Source organism: Oceanobacillus caeni, from assembly GCF_019037185.1.
In the GTDB taxonomy this organism is placed as follows: Bacteria; Bacillota; Bacilli; order Bacillales; family Amphibacillaceae; genus Oceanobacillus; species Oceanobacillus caeni.
The window spans coordinates 46,524-70,994 of sequence record NZ_JAHHXM010000006.1; the positions used below are offsets into that span (position 1 = coordinate 46,524).

At 36.4% G+C, this 24,471-nt stretch carries 21 protein-coding genes and 1 other RNA gene; 4 read left to right on the plus strand and 18 right to left on the minus strand.

Annotated elements, in window-relative coordinates:
- Positions 1 to 351 precede the first annotated feature (351 nt).
- The 6 genes from ssrA to secG form a co-directional block, all read right to left on the minus strand.
- Positions 352 to 694: a transfer-messenger RNA gene (ssrA, locus tag KM885_RS05470) on the minus strand.
- Positions 695 to 844: 150 nt separating this feature from the next.
- Complete coding sequence (gene smpB / locus KM885_RS05475; RefSeq protein WP_047184688.1) at positions 845 to 1,312, minus strand: SsrA-binding protein SmpB; 468 nt, start codon at positions 1,310 to 1,312, stop codon at positions 845 to 847.
- A 66-nt stretch (positions 1,313 to 1,378) separates the two neighbouring features.
- Positions 1,379 to 2,185 (minus strand): zinc transporter ZupT, encoded by an 807-nt coding sequence (gene zupT / locus KM885_RS05480; RefSeq protein WP_047184689.1) that lies wholly within the window; start codon positions 2,183 to 2,185, stop codon positions 1,379 to 1,381.
- Between the two features lie 324 nt (positions 2,186 to 2,509).
- Positions 2,510 to 4,732 carry a ribonuclease R gene (rnr, locus tag KM885_RS05485; protein WP_047184690.1) on the minus strand — a complete coding sequence of 741 codons (2,223 nt, stop codon included), beginning with the start codon at positions 4,730 to 4,732 and terminating at the stop codon, positions 2,510 to 2,512.
- Between the two features lie 49 nt (positions 4,733 to 4,781).
- Positions 4,782 to 5,528 (minus strand): alpha/beta hydrolase, encoded by a 747-nt coding sequence (locus tag KM885_RS05490; protein WP_047184691.1) that lies wholly within the window; start codon positions 5,526 to 5,528, stop codon positions 4,782 to 4,784.
- 190 nt (positions 5,529 to 5,718) lie between these two features.
- Entirely contained in the window at positions 5,719 to 5,949 is a 231-nt protein-coding gene (gene secG / locus KM885_RS05495; RefSeq protein WP_047184692.1) for a preprotein translocase subunit SecG, read from the minus strand.
- Between the two features lie 259 nt (positions 5,950 to 6,208).
- Here secG and KM885_RS05500 point away from each other — a divergent pair, with 259 nt between their 5' ends.
- Both KM885_RS05500 and ptsP read left to right on the plus strand, forming a co-directional pair.
- Entirely contained in the window at positions 6,209 to 7,132 is a 924-nt protein-coding gene (locus tag KM885_RS05500) for an alpha/beta hydrolase (protein WP_204797630.1), read from the plus strand.
- 30 nt (positions 7,133 to 7,162) lie between these two features.
- Entirely contained in the window at positions 7,163 to 8,875 is a 1,713-nt protein-coding gene (gene ptsP / locus KM885_RS05505; protein WP_204797631.1) for a phosphoenolpyruvate--protein phosphotransferase, read from the plus strand.
- A gap of 71 nt (positions 8,876 to 8,946) precedes the next feature.
- On the opposite strand, the gene KM885_RS05510 is transcribed toward ptsP, so the two are convergent.
- Positions 8,947 to 9,525, minus strand: a complete 579-nt coding sequence (locus KM885_RS05510) for a nitroreductase family protein (RefSeq protein ID WP_060667568.1) — start codon at positions 9,523 to 9,525, stop codon at positions 8,947 to 8,949.
- Between the two features lie 389 nt (positions 9,526 to 9,914).
- On the opposite strand from KM885_RS05510, the gene KM885_RS05515 reads away from it, so the two are divergent.
- A complete protein-coding gene (locus KM885_RS05515) occupies positions 9,915 to 10,964 on the plus strand; it encodes a homocysteine S-methyltransferase family protein (RefSeq protein ID WP_204797632.1) in 1,050 nt (349 codons plus the stop codon).
- A gap of 174 nt (positions 10,965 to 11,138) precedes the next feature.
- Here the strand turns inward: KM885_RS05515 and KM885_RS05520 are convergent, their stop codons facing one another.
- On the minus strand, positions 11,139 to 12,404 hold the full coding sequence (locus KM885_RS05520) for an MATE family efflux transporter (protein WP_338113666.1): 1,266 nt from the start codon (positions 12,402 to 12,404) through the stop codon (positions 11,139 to 11,141).
- A gap of 228 nt (positions 12,405 to 12,632) precedes the next feature.
- On the opposite strand from KM885_RS05520, the gene KM885_RS05525 reads away from it, so the two are divergent.
- Positions 12,633 to 13,454, plus strand: a complete 822-nt coding sequence (locus tag KM885_RS05525; RefSeq protein WP_216883649.1) for a MerR family transcriptional regulator — start codon at positions 12,633 to 12,635, stop codon at positions 13,452 to 13,454.
- Between the two features lie 103 nt (positions 13,455 to 13,557).
- On the opposite strand, the gene KM885_RS05530 is transcribed toward KM885_RS05525, so the two are convergent.
- The 10 genes from KM885_RS05530 to KM885_RS05575 form a co-directional block, all read right to left on the minus strand.
- Positions 13,558 to 14,529 carry a nucleoside hydrolase gene (locus tag KM885_RS05530; protein ID WP_216883650.1) on the minus strand — a complete coding sequence of 324 codons (972 nt, stop codon included), beginning with the start codon at positions 14,527 to 14,529 and terminating at the stop codon, positions 13,558 to 13,560.
- A gap of 294 nt (positions 14,530 to 14,823) precedes the next feature.
- Positions 14,824 to 16,110, minus strand: a complete 1,287-nt coding sequence (gene eno, locus KM885_RS05535; RefSeq protein WP_047184699.1) for a phosphopyruvate hydratase — start codon at positions 16,108 to 16,110, stop codon at positions 14,824 to 14,826.
- Positions 16,111 to 16,214: 104 nt separating this feature from the next.
- Positions 16,215 to 17,756, minus strand: coding sequence for a 2,3-bisphosphoglycerate-independent phosphoglycerate mutase (gene gpmI / locus KM885_RS05540; protein WP_047184700.1), 1,542 nt, complete (start codon positions 17,754 to 17,756; stop codon positions 16,215 to 16,217).
- Positions 17,753 to 18,511 (minus strand): triose-phosphate isomerase, encoded by a 759-nt coding sequence (gene tpiA / locus KM885_RS05545; protein WP_216883651.1) that lies wholly within the window; start codon positions 18,509 to 18,511, stop codon positions 17,753 to 17,755. The genes gpmI and tpiA overlap by 4 nt, the downstream gene beginning before the upstream one ends.
- A 22-nt stretch (positions 18,512 to 18,533) precedes the next feature.
- Positions 18,534 to 19,715 (minus strand): phosphoglycerate kinase, encoded by a 1,182-nt coding sequence (locus KM885_RS05550; protein ID WP_216883652.1) that lies wholly within the window; start codon positions 19,713 to 19,715, stop codon positions 18,534 to 18,536.
- Between the two features lie 165 nt (positions 19,716 to 19,880).
- Entirely contained in the window at positions 19,881 to 20,888 is a 1,008-nt protein-coding gene (gene gap / locus KM885_RS05555) for a type I glyceraldehyde-3-phosphate dehydrogenase (protein WP_145523692.1), read from the minus strand.
- Between the two features lie 78 nt (positions 20,889 to 20,966).
- The gene (locus tag KM885_RS05560; RefSeq protein WP_216883653.1) at positions 20,967 to 21,989 is read right to left on the minus strand and encodes a sugar-binding transcriptional regulator; all 1,023 of its coding nucleotides are present in this window, start codon (positions 21,987 to 21,989) and stop codon (positions 20,967 to 20,969) included.
- A 377-nt stretch (positions 21,990 to 22,366) separates the two neighbouring features.
- Positions 22,367 to 22,504 (minus strand): HPr family phosphocarrier protein, encoded by a 138-nt coding sequence (locus KM885_RS05565; protein ID WP_084824043.1) that lies wholly within the window; start codon positions 22,502 to 22,504, stop codon positions 22,367 to 22,369.
- Positions 22,505 to 22,639: 135 nt separating this feature from the next.
- The gene (locus KM885_RS05570) at positions 22,640 to 23,914 is read right to left on the minus strand and encodes a TRAP transporter large permease (protein WP_216883654.1); all 1,275 of its coding nucleotides are present in this window, start codon (positions 23,912 to 23,914) and stop codon (positions 22,640 to 22,642) included.
- Positions 23,915 to 23,928: 14 nt separating this feature from the next.
- Positions 23,929 to 24,453 (minus strand): TRAP transporter small permease, encoded by a 525-nt coding sequence (locus tag KM885_RS05575; protein ID WP_047184706.1) that lies wholly within the window; start codon positions 24,451 to 24,453, stop codon positions 23,929 to 23,931.
- Positions 24,454 to 24,471: the final 18 nt, after the last annotated feature.

Sequence of the window (24,471 nt, forward strand, 5' to 3'; positions counted from 1 at the left end):
GTTGTTATTTGAAGAAAACTTTTTTAAGTTATAGTTAGCAAAAAAACCACCAACTTATGTATTGGTGGAGACGGTGGGACATGCTCTTCCATGCTTTCGTCATGGCACTGACTATATCTTGAACCTATTTGAAGGTCCTTCGGCGTTTTATACGAAATATAAATTTACCATAATGGTAGGATTCCGTATCCTAGTACTACCTGATAGGCAGCCTATAAGTCGATAGATGGCTGTTGGATTACTCCACATACCACTCGGTATTGCCTTATTGCTATATTTATAAGCAACTTAGGTTTCACCGATAAAGCCGAATTTTCACTTTTGTGTTACCACAAAAGGCGACTAAATTACTAATCGAACCCACGTCCAAGGGCATCGCCACTTAGGCTTCTACGCGTGTAGTTGGTATATTATCTTTCGCCATTCCTTCAGCCTACCAACAGGCTTCCAGATGGCTAGTCTGATTAGTTTCTGCAACAATCCTCAGACTGCGGATTGAAGCAAAAGCCCGCTTCATTTGAGACCCTTCAAGGCTACCACACGGGCGATGGTAGGAAGGATCGCTTTAGGCTACTTACGCAGCTGCTAAAGCAGGTTGATTATAAGATTTGCCAGTTATTATTAGGCGATAACGTTTTACGAGTCGTAACCTCGACGCGCGACCAAAGCTCGACCTACCCCTGTCGAATCCGTAACGTCCCCATATAAATGATGTTATTCAAAAATAATTTGAATACATACTTTAATGAGAAACGCTCAAGGATAAATGAGCATTCGCTATTAACTTGTATCTTTATTATAACAAATTAAGAGAAGAAATCAAGGACTGGTAGAAATTACATCCCTACCGGTTCATATCTTTGAGTGCTCGATCTATATCTCTCTTCATTTGTTTCTTCTTCAAATCTTCGCGCTTATCATATTTTTTCTTCCCTTTTCCAAGTCCGAGAAGAATTTTTGCATAACCATTTTTTATATATAACTTCAATGGAACAAGCGCATAACCTTGTTGTTGAATCAAACCGATTAATCTATCAATTTGTTTTCGATGCAAAAGTAATTTTCTTGACCTCGTAGGATCATGGTTGTAACGATTCCCTTGTTCATATTCAGAAATATGCATGTTTATTAATTGGACTTCTCCATTACGATCTATTCTTGCATGGGAGTCTTTTAAATTTACCCGACCATTACGGATTGATTTAATTTCTGTACCTTTTAATACGATTCCCGCTTCGAACGTTTCCTCAATTGCATAATCATGATTTGCTTTTTTATTTTGTGCGATTGTTTTTCCTTGTCCTTTTGGCATAAGGTGTATCCTCCTACAGCTCAGGTAATCCTTATTTTAACAAATTATTACTGTAATTCCAATTGATTAGGCAAGTAGTATTAAACTAACTGCCATAATTGCCATTCCAAATATCACTCCATAAATAGACAAATGGGCTTCATCATATTTTTTAGCGGCAGGTAATAATTCATCTAAAGAAATGAATACCATGATACCTGCGACCATGGAAAATATGATTCCAAACAATACATCACTTAAAAACGGCATGAGGATTAAGAAAGCAACTAAAGCCCCTACTGGCTCTGCTAAACCGGACAGGAAAGATAGTTTAAAGGCTTTTTTCTTATCATTTGTAGCGTAATAAATTGGAACAGATACCGCAATGCCTTCCGGGATATTATGAATAGCAACGGCAACAGCAATGGCAATACCAATACTCGGGTCGTTTAAGGCCGAAATAAAGGTTGCAATTCCTTCTGGGAAATTATGAATTGCGAGAGCCAATGCCGTAAAAATCCCCATTTTCATTAGATCCGGGTCATTTACTGGAGATGTTGATTTTTCCATATCTTCTACTTTTTTAACTTCATGAGGATTCGAATATTTAGGAATAAATCGATCAATCAGTCCAATTAAAAGCATTCCAGCAAAAAATCCAATTACAGTTAACCAATAGCCACTCGTTTCATCAAGTGCCATCGTTAAAGAATCTTTTGCTTTAAAGAAAATTTCAACCATCGACACATAAATCATAACCCCTGCTGATAAACCTAATGCAAAGGAAAGAAATTTGGTATTCGTTGTTTTTGCGAAAAAGGCAATTAAACTTCCTACACCAGTGGCTAATCCAGCAAACAATGTTAGTAAAAAAGCAAGCATTACTTCATTCATCTGAAGTACCCCTCTCATGATGTCTCCCGTTTAACCTTTATATAGCTTATTATTGTTAATCAGTATAAAAGACGATAATTTAGATGTCAACAATAAGTTTTCCCAAGGGCAAAATCCATTAATTGATATAGATAATGAATTATATGCAGGGCAATTGTCCAATGTTTTAATAAAGAAGACTAACCATCAATAGGGTTTTTCCTGTATCCCCAACTATGGTCAGTCGTACTTATCGGACTTTTATGGGCAGCTGATCCCACCTACCTTCTTTATCCCCTAGAAGCTCGAGGTGGATAAAAAAAGCGAGCCCAATCAACTGAAGGCTCACTTTCTTTTTTTCTTATTCTTCTTTTGCTTCTTTTTTGGAGGTCGACCTTTTTCGGATGATTTATCATTTTTAATTGGCTTTCTCTTCCTTGCTTTTGTACCAGAGCCAACTAATTCAAAATCAATCGCGTGTTCATCCATATTAACTCCAGCGACTCTTATTTTCACTTCATCACCCACACGATACACATTAGCCGTCCGTTCACCAATTAGTGCATGACTTTTTTCATCATAGTGATAGTAATCATCCGTTAGAAAACTAACATGGATAAGGCCCTCCACCGTATTAGGTAGCTCGACAAACATACCAAAATTCGTTACGGAACTAATAACACCAGTAAACTCTTCACCGATTTTATCTTGCATGTATTCCGCTTTTTTCAAATCATCTGTATCTCGTTCTGCATCTACAGCTCGTCTTTCTCTTTCCGAAGTATGACGTGCTATTTCAGGCATACTTTCTTTCCAATGCTGAATGGTTTTACTATCCATTTGTTTATCAATTAAATACGTTCGAATTAAGCGGTGGACAATTAAATCCGGATATCTTCTAATCGGCGAGGTGAAATGTGTATAAAATTCCGTTGCCAACCCAAAGTGTCCAATACTTTGCGGATCATATTTTGCTTGTTTCATGGATCGAAGCATAAGTTTAGAAACAATCATTTCTTCTGGTTCACCTTTAATTTCCTCTAGAACCTTTTGTAAAGCTTGTGGGTGAATTTCATTAGCAGTACCTTTTACTTTGATTCCTAATCCACCAAGGAATTCAAAGAAGTTTTGTAGTTTCCCATCATCAGGATCTTCATGAATACGATGTATAAAAGGGACATCCATCCAATGAAAATGTTCCGCTATCGTTTCATTTGCTGCTAACATAAATTCCTCAATCAAACGTTCCGCAACAGAACGTTCGCGTAAAACAACATCGAACGCTTTACCTTCATCGTCCACTAATACTTTTGCTTCCTTAAAATCAAAATCAATGGCTCCACGTCCCATTCGTTTTGCTCTTAATATTTCCGCAAGCTTCTCCATGTTTTCAAACATCGGAACGAGCAATTCATAACGATTGCGAAGTTCCTCATCATGGTCAACGAGAATTTTATTCACATCGCTATAGGTCATCCGCTCCGTCGTTTTAATCACACTTTGGAAAATTTCATGGTTTACGACTTCACCGGTCGAAGTAATTTCCATTTCACAACCAAGGGTTAATCGATCGACTTGTGGGTTTAATGAACAAATCCCATTGGATAATCGATGCGGAATCATCGGGATAACCCTATCTACTAAATACACACTTGTTCCCCGATCAAATGCTTCTACATCTATGGGAGAACCTTCTCTTACATAATAACTAACATCAGCAATGTAAACCCCTAATTTATAGTTTCCATTTTCTAACTGTTTAACGGAAACGGCGTCATCTAAGTCTTTCGCATCGGCACCATCAATGGTTACAATCATTTCATCTCGCAAATCTCGACGTCCTTTTAGTTCATCTTCCGAAATGGTTTCCGGTGTATCAGCCGCTTGTTTTAAAACTTCTTCTGGAAAATCAATGGTGATTCCGTGCTTATAAATAATCGAAAGTATATCAATTCCTGGGTCATTTTTATGCCCCAAAATTTGAATTACTTCTCCTTCTGCACTTTTTCTTCCTTCAGGATATTTCGTGATTTCCACAATTACCTTATGTCCATCTACAGCACCATTTGTTTTTCCTTTTGGGATGAATATATCATTTGGGATTCGTTTATCGTCTGCTATGACAAAACCAAAGGAGCGATTGTCCTCAAACGTTCCAACTACTTTTGTCACTGCCCTTTCTAATATACGAATAACTTGTCCTTCAGGGCGATTTCCCACATCAGACATTTTTTCGATTCGTACGAGAACTTTATCATTATTCATGGCGGAAGCTAAGTCAGATGCGTGTATATAAACATCTGATAAACCTTCCTCATCAGGAATTAAAAAGGCAAAACCCTTTTGATGCATCTGAATTCTACCACGAATGAGGTTCATTTTTTCTGGTAGCCCAAATCTATTTTTCCTCGTACGTACTAATTCACCAGCTTCCTCTAATTCATTTAATGCAATGATAAGTTCTTTAAAATCACTTGAATCATCTATTCCAAGTTCACGTTCAATCTCATCGACGGCTAATGGTCTCATCTCAGTTTCTTTGAACATGCTTAGTATTCTATCTTTCATCTTCTCACCTGCTTTCCAATTTATTGTTTGCTCTCTATTCTATTTATACTCAATCATTCCACTGAAGGCTTTCTAAAAATTGATAAATGTCTTCGTACAATTCTTCCTTTTCATCTCCCAAGGTAATTACATGAGTAGAGTTTTCATACCATTTAATGCTTTTTTCATCAGATTCTACGTTTTCAAATATATAAGTTGCACTATCTGTATTTATCATTTCATCGTTACGAGCTTGTACGACAAAAGTTGGTGTATATATGGTGTCAATGTTACTTTTTACTTCGTTAATCGTTTCTCCTAATTCATGGAATAAATCTAATGAATCTTCCATTAACTGATTTACTTCTTTTTCAATGGTTTGCTCATCTTTGCCTTCTAATTGTTTATACTCTTTGGCAAATATTTCAAAACCCTTAGATAGTTGAAACTCATTATCAAAAAACATTGGAGCACACATTGAAATAACCGCTTTTATCGGTGTTGAGTAGGCTAATTTAAGTCCTAAAACACCTCCAAGGGATAGCCCGGCAACAGCTATTTCTTCATATCCTAATTCTTTTAAATGATTTAACCCTTTATTGACATCTTCCCACCATTGCATTGGATTAGATTTAAGAATCTCTTCAGGTGGCAAACCATGTCCTCTATAGATTGGTGCATGGGACGAGTATCCTTTTTTCTCTAAAAATCGACCAAGCATCCGTACATCAGCAGAATGCCCAGTAAATCCATGTAATAAAAGTACGGCTCGTTTACCTGCTTCAAATGTAAATGGTTTTGGTTGAACTATTTTCATGATGCTACATCTCCTATCTTTATATGTATTCCCTAATTTTACCAATTTTAAAATAGGTGTTCAAAAAGAAGGATGAAAGCAAGCCAACTAGAAACGTTGAAGTGTCATTTTCACCGGACTTTTTGAACAACCTTTTAAAAATCATAATTAAACCCTTATCACTTCTCATTGTGATAAGGGTAGAATATAATTATACTAAATATCCACTTATAAATGCTAATACAAAAAATAAAACGCCAGTAATTACTGTACCACGATGTAAAATTAAATCCATACCACGCGCTTTTTGTTTACCAAATAATTGCTCAGCGCCACCAGAAATTGCTCCGGACAGCCCAGCACTTTTTCCAGGCTGTAGTAGAACGAAAGTGATTAAAATAATCGCATCAATAATCAATAATGTATTTACTAATCCAGACATATTTCCATCATACCTCCTATTTCCGACACTAACTACCCTTTACTTTAGCACAAATAATTTTAAAATACCATTGATTTAACTAAAAGTGTGTGTTCAAAAAGGAGGATGAAAAGGATCAAGCAGTTCGAGGCGGCGTAGCTTTGAGTACCGGAACGTATGCAACTAATACGTGAGGAACGGAAAAGCAAGCCAACGAAGAAATGCGAAGTGTCATTTTCACCGGACTTTTTGAACAACCTCTAAAAGAAAGGATGATCAGATGGGACAGTCCTTTTGGTTTAAAACAAAAGATTATACGGATTTATACATAAAAAGATGGTCAACAGAAAATGCTAAACCAAAAGCAATTATTCAAATTTCCCATGGAATGTCTGAACATATAGAAAGATATGATTCCTTTGCAACGTTCCTAACGAATAAGGGATTTACTGTATACGGAAATGATCATAGAGGCCATGGACAAACTGGCTTAAAACAAGGTTTGCTTGGTTACTTTGATCAAAATAATGGTTTTTTTAAAGTAGTTAATGATCTTCATCAGATTAATGTTCACATAAAAGAGGAACATCCTCATGTACCAATTTTTCTTTTTGGTCATAGTATGGGTTCTTTTATCGCAAGAAGTTTCATACAAAAATATAGCCATTCGATTGATGGAGTAATCTTATCTGGAACCGGTTATTATCCAGATAGCATAACCATACCAGGTAAATTACTTTCCATGCTATTGCCTAGTAAAAAGCCATCTAAGATTATGAATCGTTTAGCATTTGGAAATTATAATAAGAGAGTTACAGGTCATAAAACGGCGTATGATTGGATATCTAGTGATGAATTAGAAGTAGAAAAGTATTTGAAAGACCCTTTATCTGGATTCATTCCAACCGCTCGTTTCTTTTATGATTTAATGTCCGGATTAAACCAAATGCAGAAACAAAATCATTCCATACGAAAAGACTTACCGATGCTTTTTATAAGTGGTTCAGATGATCCAGTAGGGAATTATGAAAAAGGCGTATGGAAAAGTGTTCAATTATATAAAGATGTGGGTATAAAGTCGATAGATACACATTTATTTAAAGGCGCTCGACACGAGATATTAAATGACTCAGTCAAAGAAGAAGTCCATTCCGTCATTTATAACTGGATTAATCAACAATTAAGTAATATCAAGCATAGCTGAAAAAGAGATGGAAAGGTTGTAGTAATTAAAATGACACACATCAATGGAATTGCAGCATCGTCAGGAATTGCAATAGCAAAAGCGTATCAACTAGTCACTCCAGATTTATCTTTTGAAAAGAAAACGATCGATAATCCCAGTGTAGAAATAGAAAGGTTAAATCAAGCACTAGAAACATCTAAATCCGAACTTGAGAGAATTAAAGAACATACGAAAAATTCCTTGGGAGATGAGCATGCTGAAATTTTTTCCGCACATTTACTTATTTTAAATGACCCTGAAATGATTAATCCCATGAAGGATAAAATCAAGGAAAATAACGTAATGGCGGAAACAGCTCTTGAAGAAGTTACAACAATGTTTATTGAGATGTTTCAAAATATGGACAATGAGTATATGCGAGAACGTGCAGCTGATATTAAAGATGTGACTAAACGTGTGATGGCCCATTTATTAGGTGTGACATTTCCTGACCCTGCATTAATTAATGAAGAAGTGATTGTAATTGCTCAGGATTTAACACCATCTGATACGGCTCAATTAAATCGCCAATATGTGAAAGGTTTTGCAACCGACATTGGTGGAAGAACCTCGCATTCTGCCATTATGGCTAGGTCCCTTGAGATTCCGGCTGTCGTAGGAACGAAGAATGTAACTACCTCCGTAAACCAAAGCGACATGGTAATCATTGATGGTATAGAAGGAAAAGTAATTATACAGCCTAGCGAAGAAGAATTAACAAGCTATCGTGAGAAACAAAACTCTTTTCGCAAACAACAGGAAGAATGGGCAAAATTAAAAGACGAACCGACATTCTCCAAAGAAGGGGAACAAGTTGAATTAGTTGCTAACATTGGAACCCCGAATGACATTGACGGAGTTTTAAATAATGGGGGCGAGGGAGTAGGACTTTATCGTACAGAATTTCTTTATATGGGTAAAAGTGAACTACCATCAGAAGAAGAACAATTCGAAGCGTATAAAACTGTCCTAGAAAGGATGGATGGGAAACCCGTCGTTGTTCGAACGCTGGATGTTGGTGGAGACAAGGAACTTAGTTACCTTAATCTGCCTAAGGAAATGAACCCTTTCCTTGGTTTCCGGGCCATCCGTTTCTGTTTAGAAAATGAGGCTGTTTTCCGTCCACAATTGCGCGCATTACTTCGCGCTAGTGCTTACGGAAACTTGAAAATTATGTTCCCAATGATTGCAACGTTAGAGGAATTCCGCCAAGCTAAATCCATTCTTTTAGACGAGAAGAAATCCCTAAAAGCCGATGGTGTCAAAGTATCAGAGGATATTGAAGTCGGAATTATGGTTGAAATTCCATCGACTGCCGTTACCGCAAAGCAATTTGCAAAAGAAGTGGATTTCTTTAGTATTGGAACGAATGATTTAATTCAATATACGATGGCAGCGGACCGGATGAATGAGCGAGTTTCTTACTTGTATCAACCATATCATCCAGCTATTCTCAACTTAGTTAACAACGTTATCCAAGCCGCACATAAGGAAGGAAAATGGACTGGTATGTGTGGTGAAATGGCTGGCGACCCAATTGCCATTCCCATTCTTTTAGGACTTGGTTTAGATGAATTCAGCATGAGTGCAACATCTATCTTACCTGCACGTACACAAATTAAAAATTTATCTAAAAAAGATATTTCCAAACATAAAGAGCAAATTCTATCGATGAGGACTGCGGATGAAGTGGTGGAGTTTATTAGGGAAATAACTGAGTGAAACGGCTAACACCTTGTCTATATTTTGACAAGGTGTTTTTTGATCGAAAAAGTATGTTCGACATTTTGAATTTAGAACTCCACAAATTCCATTTTTTCTCCTATCGGTGTTCTCCCTTTATCAATGGGAATCTTTTTTGGATACCCAATTTGCATAACAGCTGCTATTTTAATTTTCTCGTTTTCTAACCCTATTTCTTTTGCAAACTGTGGATCGTGCATATAGGGTGTGATAGTCCATAACATACCTACCCCAAATTGCCATGCAGCTAGTTGGGAATTTTGTATGAACGCACAAATGGAAGCATATTCCTCTTCATTACGAATTCTATCATCAGGTTGTTCATAATAAATCACAGCATGATGGGGAATAGCTAGAAGAAAACTGGATAAGGAATCTATTGTTTTTAACGTTTTCGGATGATCATCATCTTTAATCATGCCAATCCTTTGATAGCTTTTCATGATGCTTTGAACAAATTTCTTCCTACCGTCACCTTGGTACACCTTTATCTTCCACGGTTCTTTCATATAATGGGTCGGTGCATAGGAACCATATGTGAAAATTTGCTCCAATATTTCTTTACTTACTTGTTCCTCTTTAAATGAATGGATAGACCTACGGCGCTTAATCCCCTCTAAAATATCTATACGAGTCCCCTCCCTGTCGTGTAAATTTTTCTATTTTGTCTTTATTTTAGCATAGATAGGATGGTAAAGATTGGTGATTTGAAATAGCGTCTTTATCTCTTTTACATTTTAAAAGTCTCCATCGCATATGGTTTTTCGATTTCACAGTCCCATCTTCTTGGCATCTCTTGCCATAGTCTAAGACTATATCAAGTGATAGATTTTATGTGTTACCCTATATTTATTTTTCCATGCTACACTTACTTTACATCAAATTCAAACAAGGAGAGGGTTAAGTTAGATGGGAATATAAGTATAAGGCGGCCTATCGGGTAGGATAGCGAAGTGATTCAAATATGAAATAGATTGTTCAAAAGGTTGAACACAAAAATTAAGGGGAGGAAATTCGTATGAAACGCAGTTTAGAAGAAAGGCTGAAAGATGGAACGGTTATTGCAGGAGAAGGTTATTTATTTGAATTAGAACGCCGAGGTTATTTGCAAGCGGGCTCCTTTGTGCCAGAAATAGCATTGGATAATCCAGAAGCACTTAAACAAGCATATCGAGATTACATGAATGCAGGTTCAGATGTGGTATTGGCCTTTACATACAATGCCCACAGAGAAAAAATGCGTATAATTGGTAAGGAAGATTTATTAGAACCTCTCAATAGGAATGCGATACGATTAGCAAAAGAAGTCGCAAAGGAACACCCCTATGAAGAGGCATTGGTTGCAGGTAATATATCTAACACGAATATTTTTGATCCACAAGACTCCGAATCGAAACAAAAGGTTAAAAATATGTTTGCAGAAATGGCCGGATGGTGCAAGGAAGAAGGAGTCGACTATATTAATGGTGAGACGTTTTACTACCATGAAGAGGCAGTAATCGCACTGGAAGAAATTCAAAATCAAGGATTACCAGCTGTCATAACTTTAGGTTTAATGGGTGAAAATATTTTAAGAGATGGGTATACAGTAGCAGAATCATGTAAAATACTTTCCGAAAAAGGTGCATTAGTGGTGGGAATGAATTGTTTTCGAGGCCCTAATACGATGCAGCCTTACCTTGCTGAAATACGTAAAAATGTGGATGGCTACGTAGCTGGATTACCAATCCCTTACCGTACAACAGAAGAAAATCCTACATTTTTCAATTTACCAGATGGTGGGTGTAGTTGTCATTTGCCTTTAGAAACAACTTTTCCCACTGCTTTAGACCCACTTTATCATAATCGTTACGAGTTGGCTGAGTGGGCTAAGGAAGCCAAAGACATAGGAATAAACTATATAGGATTGTGTTGTGGCGCATCCCCTGCGATGCTGCGTGCGGTAGCTGAAGCTGTGGGTATTGAAACGGTAAATTCCAAATACTCGCCTAACATGGAAAAACACTTCTTGTTCGGGAACGATAAAACATTAAAAGATCATAACTTGAACTATCGTTTAAAAGCCTAAGTCTGAAAATATTTTTGAAATGTTGAACATCTAATTTCCAAAACAGTTAAACGATTAAGGCTCGGTTCTACAGAATAGAACCGAGCCTTTTTAATCGCAAAATTTTATACAAAGGAAAGCCCATAATTCTTCCTAACCAATTCAATATATTTCCATCATCTCTTTATTGATTCCTTATCCTGACTTTTTGGACAGCTGTGTCATTTCTACTGGAACAAGTTCCACCCATTTGAATTTTAATACTAGAAAAGTGAAAAGTACCGTTAATCCCTCAGCTACCGGAAAAACAAGCCAAATCGTGTTAGGACCGAAGACATTCGGTAAAATCCAAAGCAAAGGGATAAATAAAATTATGCTACGACTTAAGATAATCCATGTAGCAATGCGGATTTTTTTAATAGATTGATAATATTCCACAAAGACCATGTTGATCCCTAGAAACAGATATCCTACAAAAAAGTATACGATCCCTATTTTCGTATAATTGATGATTTCGGGAATATCAATCCCGAATAAATCAATAATAAATCCTTTTCCGAAAAGCCCAATAATAAATACAGCTGATCCAAGACCAAATCCTGTAACGAGCGCAATCCGGATAAATTGTTTCATACGCTGATAAAGTTTCGCACCGTAATGATAGCTTGTAATAGGTTGCAGGGCTGCTCCAATCCCGATAAAAAGCATAAGAAACACCGTATGCAAATAGTTGACAACCGCATAGGCTACAACTCCCGTTTCTCCGACATAATGGCTAAATGTTATATTGAATGCAACCATCATCACCGCGGTTGAGCCTTCCACGATAAAACTCGGAAAACCAATCGAGAAAATATTACCAAGTATTGACAAGTCAAGTTTCGTATGGACGAACCCTAGTTGTTTTTTCCTCGTTAAGAAGTGTGTAAGTAAAACAAGAATTCCTATGAAAGTACCGATTACTGTTGCATAAGCGGCCCCTTTTACCCCCCAATGAAAAATGAAGATAAATAGATAATTTAAAATAATATTCACAACAGATGTTACAATTAACCCTGCCATCGCAAGCGTAGGATTTCCATCGTTTCGGATAAAAATACTTAAAATATTTTCAAATACAAAGACAAGGCCAAATAATAGGATAATGTGAAGATAATCGTCAACATATGAAATAATGGAATCGTTTGCCCCGAATAAATAAGCAAGTGGTTCCTCAAATAATAGACAGAATCCTATAATCAATCCTGTTGTCAAAACAGCAAGAATAATCGAATGTGTAAATATTTCTTTCGCACGATGTTGATTGCTTTGGCCAAGTGCAATCGAATACAACGTGGCACCGCCCATCCCAATCCACAAAGAAACGGATAAAATGACCGAATAAATCGGCACTGCAATATTAACCCCGGCTAACCCTTTTTCTCCAACACCATGGCTAACGAATAGACCATCAATTAAAATATATCGCCATCAACACCATTCCAAATAAGGAAGGAATTAAATACTTCATAAATAGTTTACGGGGCTCCATCGTTTGCATCATTAAATGATTGTTTTCCATAAAAATACCACCTCAAGTTTACATTCTTTGATGTCTATGCCTCATTCATTCGGCGCTTGTCGACCTTTCTATGTTATGATGATAAAGTATTCGGTTACCATATAGTCAAGAGTGAAGAGGTGAAAAATTTGGAGTCCACTAAAATACTATTTACGACAGGAGAATTTGCGGATTTATGTGGTGTAAAAAAGCAAACACTCTTTCATTATGATGATATCGGTCTTTTCAAACCAGAGTATAAAAACGAAAATGGGTATCGCTTTTATTCCGTTCAACAAGCAGAGGTTTTTAGCGTGATCGAAATGTTAAAAGAAATTGGTATGTCTTTAGTAGAAATTAAAGACTTTTTACATTTCAAAAACCCTAAGCAAGCAATCGAATTATTAACGGAAAAAGAAAAAGCAATGAAAGAGAAAATTGTGAAAATGCAACGTACGCAGCAAATTATTCAAAACAAGAAAAAACAAATTGAGGAAGCGTTACGGTTGGATTTTGACAAGTTTACAATTGAAGAGATGGAAATAGAAAGCTATGTATTAAGTGAGGACATTTTAAACTGTTCCGATAAAGAATATACGAAATCCATTATGTCATTTATTAAATACACAAAGCAAAAGGAACTTGATACCGGCTATCCTATTGGTTCTCTAGTTCGACAAAAGCAATTAGAAACGGGAGACTACTGGAATTATTCGCATCTATATATGCGTATCGATCAACCTGATTTTGCGGAACCTTTTATCAAAAAGGCAGGCAAATATGTAATTGGTTATCATAAAGGAAGTTACGTAACGATTCCAGAAACATATGAAAAAATGAAAATTTATTTAAATAAGGAAGGCTATAACATTTGTGGGGACAGCTTCGAAGAGTATGTGATAGATGAGGTAAGTGTACACGGAGAAGATAACTATGTGACAAAAATAATGATACAGGTAGAAGAAAAATAAGCAAAGTGTTATTTTTCTTCTGCCATTTTTAGTTATATCGCTTATTTTTTCATTTTCTTCTTCTAGTATGATTGGATAGTTCCTCTTAAAAACGAATATTTTCCTATTCAAAATTTCCCCCTGTCATCACTTCCATAAAATGATTGAAAAACTTCGGATAGTCTAACTGTGACGCAATTTGATGTTTTTTAATCACCGCTGTCGTTTCTTCTTCTAAATTTCCAAATGGTCTTATGTCAGCAATACTCTGACCCCGTTCCGTTCCATTTAATGATCGTACGACATAAACTGGAAAACTTTCATACTTAAGCATATCATCATAATATACTGCCATTATTGTGAGTACATCATGTAACGGACTTCCTTGTACACTTGGATCGCGTTTTTTATAAAAATTATAATAGTAATCAAGGAGGGTTTTGATTAGGGGAACTTTCCCGACTTGATCAATATAATTAACCATTTCAGGTGTAACAATAGCTCTAGATGTTACATTTAAAGGATAGATTTTCACCCTATTTGCATAACTAAGAACTAATTGTGCAGCTATTGGATCACCATGGAAGTTAGCTTCAGAGACCGATGTAACATTACCCGGATACCAGAATGCCCCACCCATAATGTAGTATTCTTTAATTTGTTTCATCAATTTAGGCTGTAGAATAAACAATGTAGCTAAAGATGTTAGTCGACCAATATTAACGATAATAAGATCATCAAAGTGTTCATTAATAATTTCGATGACTTCATAGAAATTTTCACTTAAAACCTCAGCCCCATCTGCAGGGGGAATGATAGGCCCAAGTCCATATTCCCCATGAATTTCTGGGTAAAACTTAGGAATTTCCGCAGTCATCGAGAGTTCAGCTCCTGCAATAATTTTAACATTTTCTATTTTTGGTGTATCAAAGATGTTATGAACGTAATTAATGTTAGCTATCGCATTTTCCCTAGGTATGTTCCCATAATCTGCTACCACACCTACTACATCAATATTTTTACTTAAATAAGCATAGATGAGAGCTACTGTATCATCTATACCAATATCTCCAAAGAGCAATACTTTTTTTGCCAATCTTCCTCCCCCCTTATGCTATGATATTAATTCGATAATTTGTCCTATGCCCTTATGGAAAAAACTGGGCAGTTAATCTCCCACCTACCTTCATTGTTCCCCAGAAGCTCGAGGCAGGAGTCTTACTGCCCGTTTAGGCGGGATAAAAAATACATTCGCTAAACTTATGCAGATAGTTACTCATCGACGATTACATTTCAATCTTTTACAGGCTCTTATCTGACCTTTTATGGAAATATAAAAAAATAGAGTGCTAAACCTTATGATTTAGCACTCTTTTTATATTGTTTCAACTTATTTTTTTAAGTTATAGAATGAAGCTAGTCCACCATATTCGCCCATGCCAGCTAATTCATCTTCAATGCGTAGTAATTGATTATATTTAGCTACACGGTCTGTACGTGATGGAGCACCAGTCTTAATTTGACCAGCATTTGTTGCAACTGCAATATCAGCGATTGTTGAATCTTCTGTTTCACCAGAACGGTGAGAAACTACTGCTGTATAACCAGCGCGTTTCGCCATTTCAATTGCATCAAATGTTTCTGTAAGTGTACCAATTTGGTTCACTTTAATAAGAATAGAGTTACCTACACCTTGTTCAATACCTTGTGCAAGTTTCTTCGTATTTGTAACGAAAAGGTCATCACCAACTAATTGTACACGATCGCCAAGACGGTCTGTTAATAGTTTATGGCCTTCCCAGTCGTTTTCATCTAAACCATCTTCAATGGAAATGATTGGGTATTTGTTCACCATTTCTTCGTACCATGCCACCATTTCTTCAGATGTACGAGTTACCCCTTCACCTTTAAGGTTGTACTTACCATCTTCATAAATTTCAGAAGAAGCTACGTCCATCGCTAATTTTACTTGTTCACCTGGTTTATACCCTGCTGCTTCGATTGCTTCAACAATTGTTTGTAGAGCTTCTTCGTTTGAACCAAGGTCTGGTGCAAATCCACCTTCGTCACCTACAGCAGTATTGTGTCCTTTGGAATTTAATACTTTTTTCAAGGAATGGAAAATTTCTGCACCCATGCGAAGAGCTTCTTTAAAACTTTCAGCACCTACAGGCATAACCATAAATTCTTGAATATCAACATTATTATCTGCATGTTCTCCACCATTTAAAATGTTCATCATTGGTGTTGGAAGAGTTTTTGCATTGAATCCACCTAAATAATTGTATAAAGGAACATCTAGTAAATCAGCAGCAGCACGAGCACAAGCCATAGATACACCTAGAATTGCGTTTGCTCCTAATTTACCTTTGTTTTCTGTACCGTCTAATTCAATCATAGTGGCATCAATGATATTTTGACGAGTTACGTCTAGTCCAATGATTTCAGGTGCGATTGTTTCATTTACGTTTTTCACCGCTTGAAGAACACCTTTACCTAAATAACGGTCTTTATCTCCATCACGTAATTCAACTGCTTCATATTCACCTGTTGAAGCACCACTTGGAACTAGAGCACGGCCGAAAGCACCCGATTCTGTATAAACTTCTACTTCTACTGTTGGGTTACCACGTGAATCTAATACTTCACGTGCGTATACGTCTGTAATGTATGGCATAATTTTTTCTCTCCTTAAATATGTTAGTTTTCTATCAAGTCCATGTTCCCGTATATGAGTGGCTAGCCAATCTTATCTCACCACGGGAATTTTAAGACATATAGTTATTTTTCAATCAATGAATTCCCAGTCATTTCTTCTGGTTTATTAACATTCAATAAATCAAGTAAGGTTGGTGCTAAGTCTGCAAGGATTCCACCATCACGTAATTTGACATCTTCTTTCGTAACAATGACAGGTACTGGATTTGTTGTATGAGCTGTCATTGGTTTACCTTCCATTGTTACTACTTCGTCTGAATTACCGTGATCAGCAGTAATAATTGCATTTCCACCTAGTTCAAGAATTTTATCGACAACTTTTCCTAAACATTCGTCCACCGCTTCGATTGCTTTAATGGTTGGTTCTAACATTCCGGAATGTCCAACCATATCTGGGTTAGCAAAATTAAGAATGATGGCATTTGGACGATCTTCAGAATCAAGTTCATCAAGCAACGCGTCCGTCACTTCGTATGCACTCATTTCTGGTTTAAGATCATATGTCGCTACTTTTGGTGAATTAATAAGAATTCGTTTTTCTCCTTCAAATTCTTTTTCACGTCCACCACTCATAAAAAACGTTACGTGCGGATATTTTTCAGTTTCCGCAATACGTAATTGTTTTAAGCCGTTTTGAGAAAGAACTTCACCTACTGTATTATCTAAGTTCACTGGTTTATAGGCAACATACCCATCAACTGTTTCACTAAAGTTTGTTAACATTGTGAAGTCCAAGTTTTTCGGTACACCTTCACCACGGTCAAAGTCACGGAAATCTTCGTTTGCAAAGGTACGTGAAATTTGGATGGCACGGTCTGGTCTAAAATTATAGAAAATAATAGAGTCATTATCTTGTACTTTTCCAACCGCTTCTCCATTTTCATTAACGATTACAGAAGGAATAACGAATTCATCATAAATCCCGTTCTTATAGGAGTCTTCTACTACTTCCAACGCTGATTGGTAGCTAGGTCCTTCTCCATATACCATGGCATCATATGATTTCTTCACACGATCCCAACGTTTATCCCTATCCATGGAATAATAACGTCCAGAGATTGTAGCAAACTTACCTACACCTAATTCCTTCATTTTTTCTTCCGTTTGTTTAATGAATTCTTTCGCTGTTTGCGGTCCAACATCACGACCATCAAGGAAACCATGGACATAAACTTCTTTAAGCCCTTGATCACTCGCAAGCTTTAACAAAGCGAATAAATGACTAATGTGACTGTGCACTCCACCGTCTGATAGTAGACCAAATAGATGTAATGCTCGGTTATGATCTTTTGCATGTTGAATAGATTTTAAGAAAGCTTCATTATGGTAAAATTCGCCTTCTTTAATGGATAAATTAACTCTTGTTAAACTTTGATAAACGATACGACCCGCACCGATATTTAAGTGTCCAACCTCAGAGTTACCCATTTGCCCTTCAGGTAATCCAACCGCTTCACCACTAGCTGTTAACTGATTATGTGCAAATTGCTTCCAATAACGATCAAAGTTTGGTTTTTTTGCTTGTGCAACTGCATTCCCAAATTGTTCATCGCGAAATGCGAATCCATCTAAGATGATTAATGCAGCTAGTTTTTCATTATTCATTTTGCTCCAGCCTCCACAAGCTGTAAGAAAGAATCGGCTTCTAGGCTTGCTCCACCAACAAGTGCGCCATCTATATCGGATTGTGCTAATAATTCATCCACATTGGCAGGTTTTACACTTCCACCATATTGGATAATAACTTGTTCAGCAGTAGCTTTAGAAGTTAATTCTCTTACAACGTTACGAATATGTGTACATACTTCATTAGCTTGTTCACTTGTTGCTGTTTTACCAGTTCCAATTGCCCAAATCGGCTCATAAGCAATGATAGTATTTGCTACTTGTTCTTCGGATAACCCTTGAAGTGCTTTTTGCACTTGAGTTTCGATAAGTCCCATTGTTTCGTTTGCTTCACGTTGTTCTAACGTTTCACCAACACAAACAATTGGTGTTAAACCATGTTGAAATGCTGCATGGGTCTTTTGGTTAACTGTTTCATCTGTTTCAGCAAAATACTCACGACGTTCCGAGTGACCTAATACAACGTGAGTTACACCTAAGTCTTTTAACATAACGGGACTTACTTCACCAGTAAATGCTCCATCATTTTCAAAATGCATGTTTTGTGCAGCGATTTTTAATTTAGATCCCTTTGTTTTCTCTACAAGAGATGCTAAAAATGGAAACGGTGCACATACGATTGCTTCTACTTGTTCACTATTAGGTACTTTTTCTTTTACTTCATCTACAAAACTATTTGCTTCAGATAAAACTTTATTCATTTTCCAGTTACCAGCAATTACTTTTTTACGCATCGTCTCACCTCAATATAAAATACTATTTTTCGTCTAGGGCTGCTACTCCCGGTAGAACCTTACCTTCCATAAACTCTAGGGAAGCTCCACCACCAGTTGAAACGTGATCCATCTTGTCTGCTAGACCAAATTTTTCAACTGCTGCTGCCGAATCTCCTCCACCAATAACCGTATAACCTTCTGTTGTTGCAAGAGCTTCTGCTACAGCTTTTGTACCATTAGCAAATACATTCAATTCGAATACACCCATCGGCCCATTCCAAATCACTAGTTTAGATTCAGATACGATTTTGCTGTATTTCTCGCGTGTCTTCGGTCCAATGTCTAGCGCTTCCCAATCAGATGGGATTTCTTCAATGGATACTTCTTTTGTATTTGCTTCTTCAGAAAAATCATCTGCAATAACTACATCTTCAGGAAGGACAAAGTTTACACCTTTTTCTTCCGCTTTTTTCATAAATTCTTTTGCTAAATCAATCTTATCTTCTTCTAATAGGGATTTTCCAATTTCATGACCTTGTGCTTTGATAAATGTATAAGCAAGGCCTCCACCGACAATAAGATTATCTACTTTATCTAACAAATTATCGATTACATCAATTTTGTCTTTTACTTTAGCCCCACCAATAATCGCTGTAAATGGGCGCTCTGGATTTTCTAAGGCTTTACTCAACACACTGATTTCTTTTTCCATCAAAAAGCCAGCTGCAGAAGGTAATTTTTCCGCAATACCAGTTGTTGAAGCATGTGCACGGTGAGCTGCTCCAAATGCATCATTCACATATAAATCTGCCATAGATGCAAAACTTTGCACTAATGCAGGATCATTTTTTTCTTCTCCTGATTCGAAGCGAACATTTTCTATTAATAATAAATCACCATCATGAAGATTAGCGATAGCTTCGTTTACCTCTTCGCCATAAACTGCATCTGTTTTGACTACTTCTTTACCACTTAATTCGCTAAGTCTTTTGGCTACTGGATCAAGTCGTAACTCTTCTACCGCTTGTCCTTTTGGTCGTCCTAGGTGACTAGCTAAAATTACCTTAGCACCATTGTCTGATAAGTGTTTGATGGTTGGTAATGCGGCTTTAATTCGGGTATCATCGGTTACTTCCCCATCTTTCATTGGCACATTAAAATCGACACGGCAAAAAACTTTTTTCCCTTTTACATCAAGGTCTTTTAATGTTTTCTTATTCACGTTAGGTCCTCCTATATTATGTAGATGTCTAGTATATAGCGTCTGCCATTTCCTGCATCCTTATCCATTATATACTAAATGTACGATTAAAAAATAGGAAAATGGAAATTGGGAGAGGAGCTACCTCCTCCCCCTAAGGAAATTATTAAACACTATTGGTTGATTTTATAGTCCTTTTTCTGCCATGAATACAGCTAAGTCTACACAACGAGTAGAATAACCCATTTCGTTATCATACCAAGAAACAACTTTTACCATGTTATTTTCCATTACCATTGTTGATAATCCATCAACGATAGAAGAATGAGTATTTCCTACAATGTCTCTAGATACTAATGGTAATTCACTGTATTCAAGAACTCCTTTTAATGGTCCTTGTGCTGCTTCTCTAAATGCATTGTTAATATCTTCAACTGTTGCATCTTTTTCAAGTTCAGCAACAAGGTCAGTTAATGAACCGTCTGGAGTTGGAACACGAACAGCCATACCATTTAATTTACCTTCTAATTCAGGTAATACTAAACTTACCGCTTTTGCAGCACCTGTTGTTGTTGGAATGATGTTTTCAGCAGCTGCACGAGCACGACGATAGTCTTTATGTGGTAAGTCAAGAATTTGTTGGTCATTTGTGTAAGAGTGAATAGTTGTCATTAGACCACGTTTGATTCCAAATGTATCATTAAGTACTTTAGCAAATGGTGCTAAGCAGTTTGTTGTACAAGATGCATTAGATACAATGTTATGTTTGCTTGGATCATATTTATCATTATTAACACCCATAACGATCGTTAAATCTTCATTAGACGCAGGTGCGGAGATAATTACTTTTTTCGCTCCAGCTTCAATATGTTTCTTCGCATCTTCTCCGTTAGTGAAACGACCTGTAGATTCGATTACGATGTCTACTCCTAGGTCTCCCCATCCTAATTGTGCAGGGTCACGCTCAGAAAGTACTTTAAATTCTTTACCACCTACTGCAATATTTGAACCATTTACAGTAACTTCTTCTTCTAAAATCCCGTGAATAGAGTCATATTTTAGAAGATGTGCTAACATATTTGCATCAGTTAAGTCGTTAACTGCAACAATTTCTACATTATCATTTTTTAGAGCTTGACGGAAAACATTACGTCCAATTCTTCCAAAACCATTAATACCTACTTTAACTGCCATTAAAAATTCCTCCTAATGTTTTTTATATAGGTTTGTTCAAAGTGTAGATGATTTCTCCTCTACTCCTCGAACATATATTTAAAAGGATTTCCCTCTTAAAATCTGTTCTGCAGCTGCCTCATCTGTAATTAATAAATCACTTTTTCCTTGTTTAAAGTATGATTCTATAGCTTCTGCCTTAGAAGTTCCTCCAGCAACCGCAATTACATGATCAATTGATGATAAGTCTTCCAGTTGTAATCCAACTGTTCGTACTTTATGAACAACAGCCCCATCTTGATTGAAATAATATCCGAAGGCTTCACTAACCGCATGATTGGTTATAAGTTTACGCATTGTTTCTTCGGATGTCTTTCTTCGCTTGGCCATTGTATTTGCATCACCTATACCATGAATGACGATGTTCGAACCTTTAATATGTTCTAAAACATCCCTAATCATTGGTTCGTCAATTAATGTTTGGTATGCTGATTCACTTATTGGGTCTGGAACAAATAGTTGACGATACTCACCATTCGCTTTATGCGCCATCTGGGAAACAATACTACTTGCCTGGTTCTCAGCCTTCTCTCCAACCCCACCACGAGCAGGAACAAATAAAATCCGGTGATTTAAGGGAGTCATTACATCGGCAATGGCTGCCATTGTTGTTCCACCAGTTACAGCAATAATGGAACGAGTAGTAACAATCTTTTTAAGATAGGTAACACATGCTTTACCCATTTCCTGTTTTACCCATTCATATTCATCACTGTTTCCAGGGACAATAATAACGTTTCTTACTTTTAACTTTTCCCGAATTTGCTTTTCTAAAACAGATAATCCGACAATTTCCCGCATCATGCCAGATAATTGTTCAAGAACTAATTTGCCCTCTTTCGAAATATACATACCCTTTGACGTTACATCAAGAAGTGCTTGTTTATGTAAAAAATCAACTTCACTTCTGACATATCTTTCCGTCATATTTAAATGATCTGCCAAGCCTCTTCTTCCAATTGGTTCAAAGTTCTCGACAGCTTGTAAAATAAAATAACGTTGTTGCATAATTTCCAAAAGATCTGGCACCAATTTCTTTTGCAATTCAGTAAAAGTTCTCATATAATCCCTTCCTAACTGGACACAATATGTCCCATGCGGTTTTATTATGTCCCAGCTGATTTTAATTATAACATAGTTTAATGAATATACAAATATAAACAATTGCATAAAAAGACAACTTCCATTTCTTGCAAAAAACCAGTAATTCACTAAACCGATTAAAAATTTCGTGTTGCCATCGTTGAAGTAATAATTTTAAATTTAGATACAATCGGTAAAAATAGCAAAGAGGCTGGAAAATAACTAAATTGACCATTCACAAAGCCTAATAATTTGTAATTTAATTAAGCGATAAATAAAAAACCCAAACTATTACGAAACTCTAAATTAGAATTTCACGTAATAGTTCGGGTTTTTTATTAGTCGAAATACATTTGCTAAGTTAAGTATTCAACAACCGCTTCAAGCGCTTTTTGTGCATCCTCACCTACTGCCCTTACTTCCACTTTATCACCATTAGTTAAATGAATATTGATTAAGCCTAATATACTTTTTAAATTCACCTCGTATAACATGCCCCGATAAATTTTCTTCAAAAAGATTTCAGATTGAAAGGGTTTTTAGAATCTCACTAAGCTTAATAACAGTTTGTGATTCGTCAAGATTTACGATAATATTTTGACTACTTTCATTCATATGAACAACTCTCCTTATGATCCTAGAAGTAATAATGATAACTGCGGAATGAAGAGAATCAATCCTAATGTAATTAACATGACAAAGAAAAACGGAATTAACGCTTTTGATAATGGTAAAATAGAAATCCCTGATATACCGGATGCGACGAATAAATTTACTCCAAGTGGTGGTGTAATAAATCCAATTGCCAAGTTCGCGATCATAACTACACCAAAATGCACGGGATCAAATCCTAACTCCGTTACTATCGGAAGTAAGAGTGGTACTAAGATAATGATTGCCGCAGTCGTATCCATAAAACATCCCACAATTAGTAAAATTATCATAATTAATAGAGTCAAAATAAGTGTGTTATCTGAAACTGAAAGGATTGCTTCCGTTACCCTTGTTGGAATATGTTCAATTGTCATAAGTTGTCCAAATGCAGTAGCTGTTCCAATAATAAACAATATCGTTGCAGTAGTCATTGCAGAATCCGCAATAATTTTTGGTAGTTCTTTTAGTTTTATTTCTTTGTAAATCATTAAACTAACAATTAACCCAAATACAACTGCTACAACACCAGCTTCAGTCGGTGTAAAGATCCCACCATAAATACCACCGATAATAATGAAAGGCATAACCAAAGACCATTTTGCATCCCAAATAGATTTAAAGAAGCGCTTAAAAGAAAAGGGAATACCATTTCCTGTATAGCCTTGTTTCTTCGAGTAAAAGTAGGAATAGATCATTAACCCTATTCCAATGAGAATTCCAGGGATAACACCTGCTATAAACAAATCTCCTACTGATACTCCTCCAGTTACACCATACATGATCATTGGAATACTTGGTGGGATAATAACACCCAACGCACCGGCAGAAGCTACAACAGAAGTAGCAAATCTTTTATCATATCCAATACGAACCATCTCTGGAATCATTATTCCTCCTATCGCTGCAACTGTTGCAGGTCCAGAGCCAGAAATAGAAGCGAAAAACATACAAGTGACAATCGTGGCCATCGCAATACCGCCTGTTTTATTTCCAAGCATCGATTCGGCAGTGTTAAAAAGCCTTCTAGAAATGCCGCCCTTTCCCATAATTTCACCTGCTAAAATAAAAAACGGTACAGCCATAATAGGGAAGGAGTCTACAGAAGTAATTAAACTTTGACTTATAAATTCTAATGGTAAAATACCAGAATAAATTAACGTCAATAATGAAGAAAGAATCAAAGCAACCCCTATAGGAACACTAATTAATAACAATAGCCCGAAGGTTCCAAATAATACTATACTCGCCATGATTTACCTCCTTTTTAGATCGACATACTATTTTTATTATTTATCGAATATCCATCCTCTTTATCCATGTTTTTAAAGTATTTATACTGTTTAAATAGTTGCTGCAAAAGACGGATTGCGGTTAACCCTAATCCAACCGGTGCAGATAAATAAACAAATCCCATTGGAACACTCATTCCTGGTGACGTTTGTCCCCAACCAAATAACAGTATCGCAATCTTGGCACCATAAACGATAATGAATATAGCCAATGCCAAAAAAATAATGTTTACGATCATGTTTAAAATCACTTGTACTCTATCTTTTAGAAATAATACAATTACATCTACCTTGATGTGCCTTTGCTTTTTCACAGCATAACTAATTCCTATATAAATTAACCAGATAAAACAGTATCTGGCTAACTCCTCGGACCATCCCAATGAAGATCCAAATAATCGCATAAAAACCTGTAATGAAATCGAAATAACCATGATGGAACTGAATATCACTAATAATGTCTGTTCCACATTGTTATCAAGCCATTTTATTACTTTCATTACATCTCTTCTCTCCCT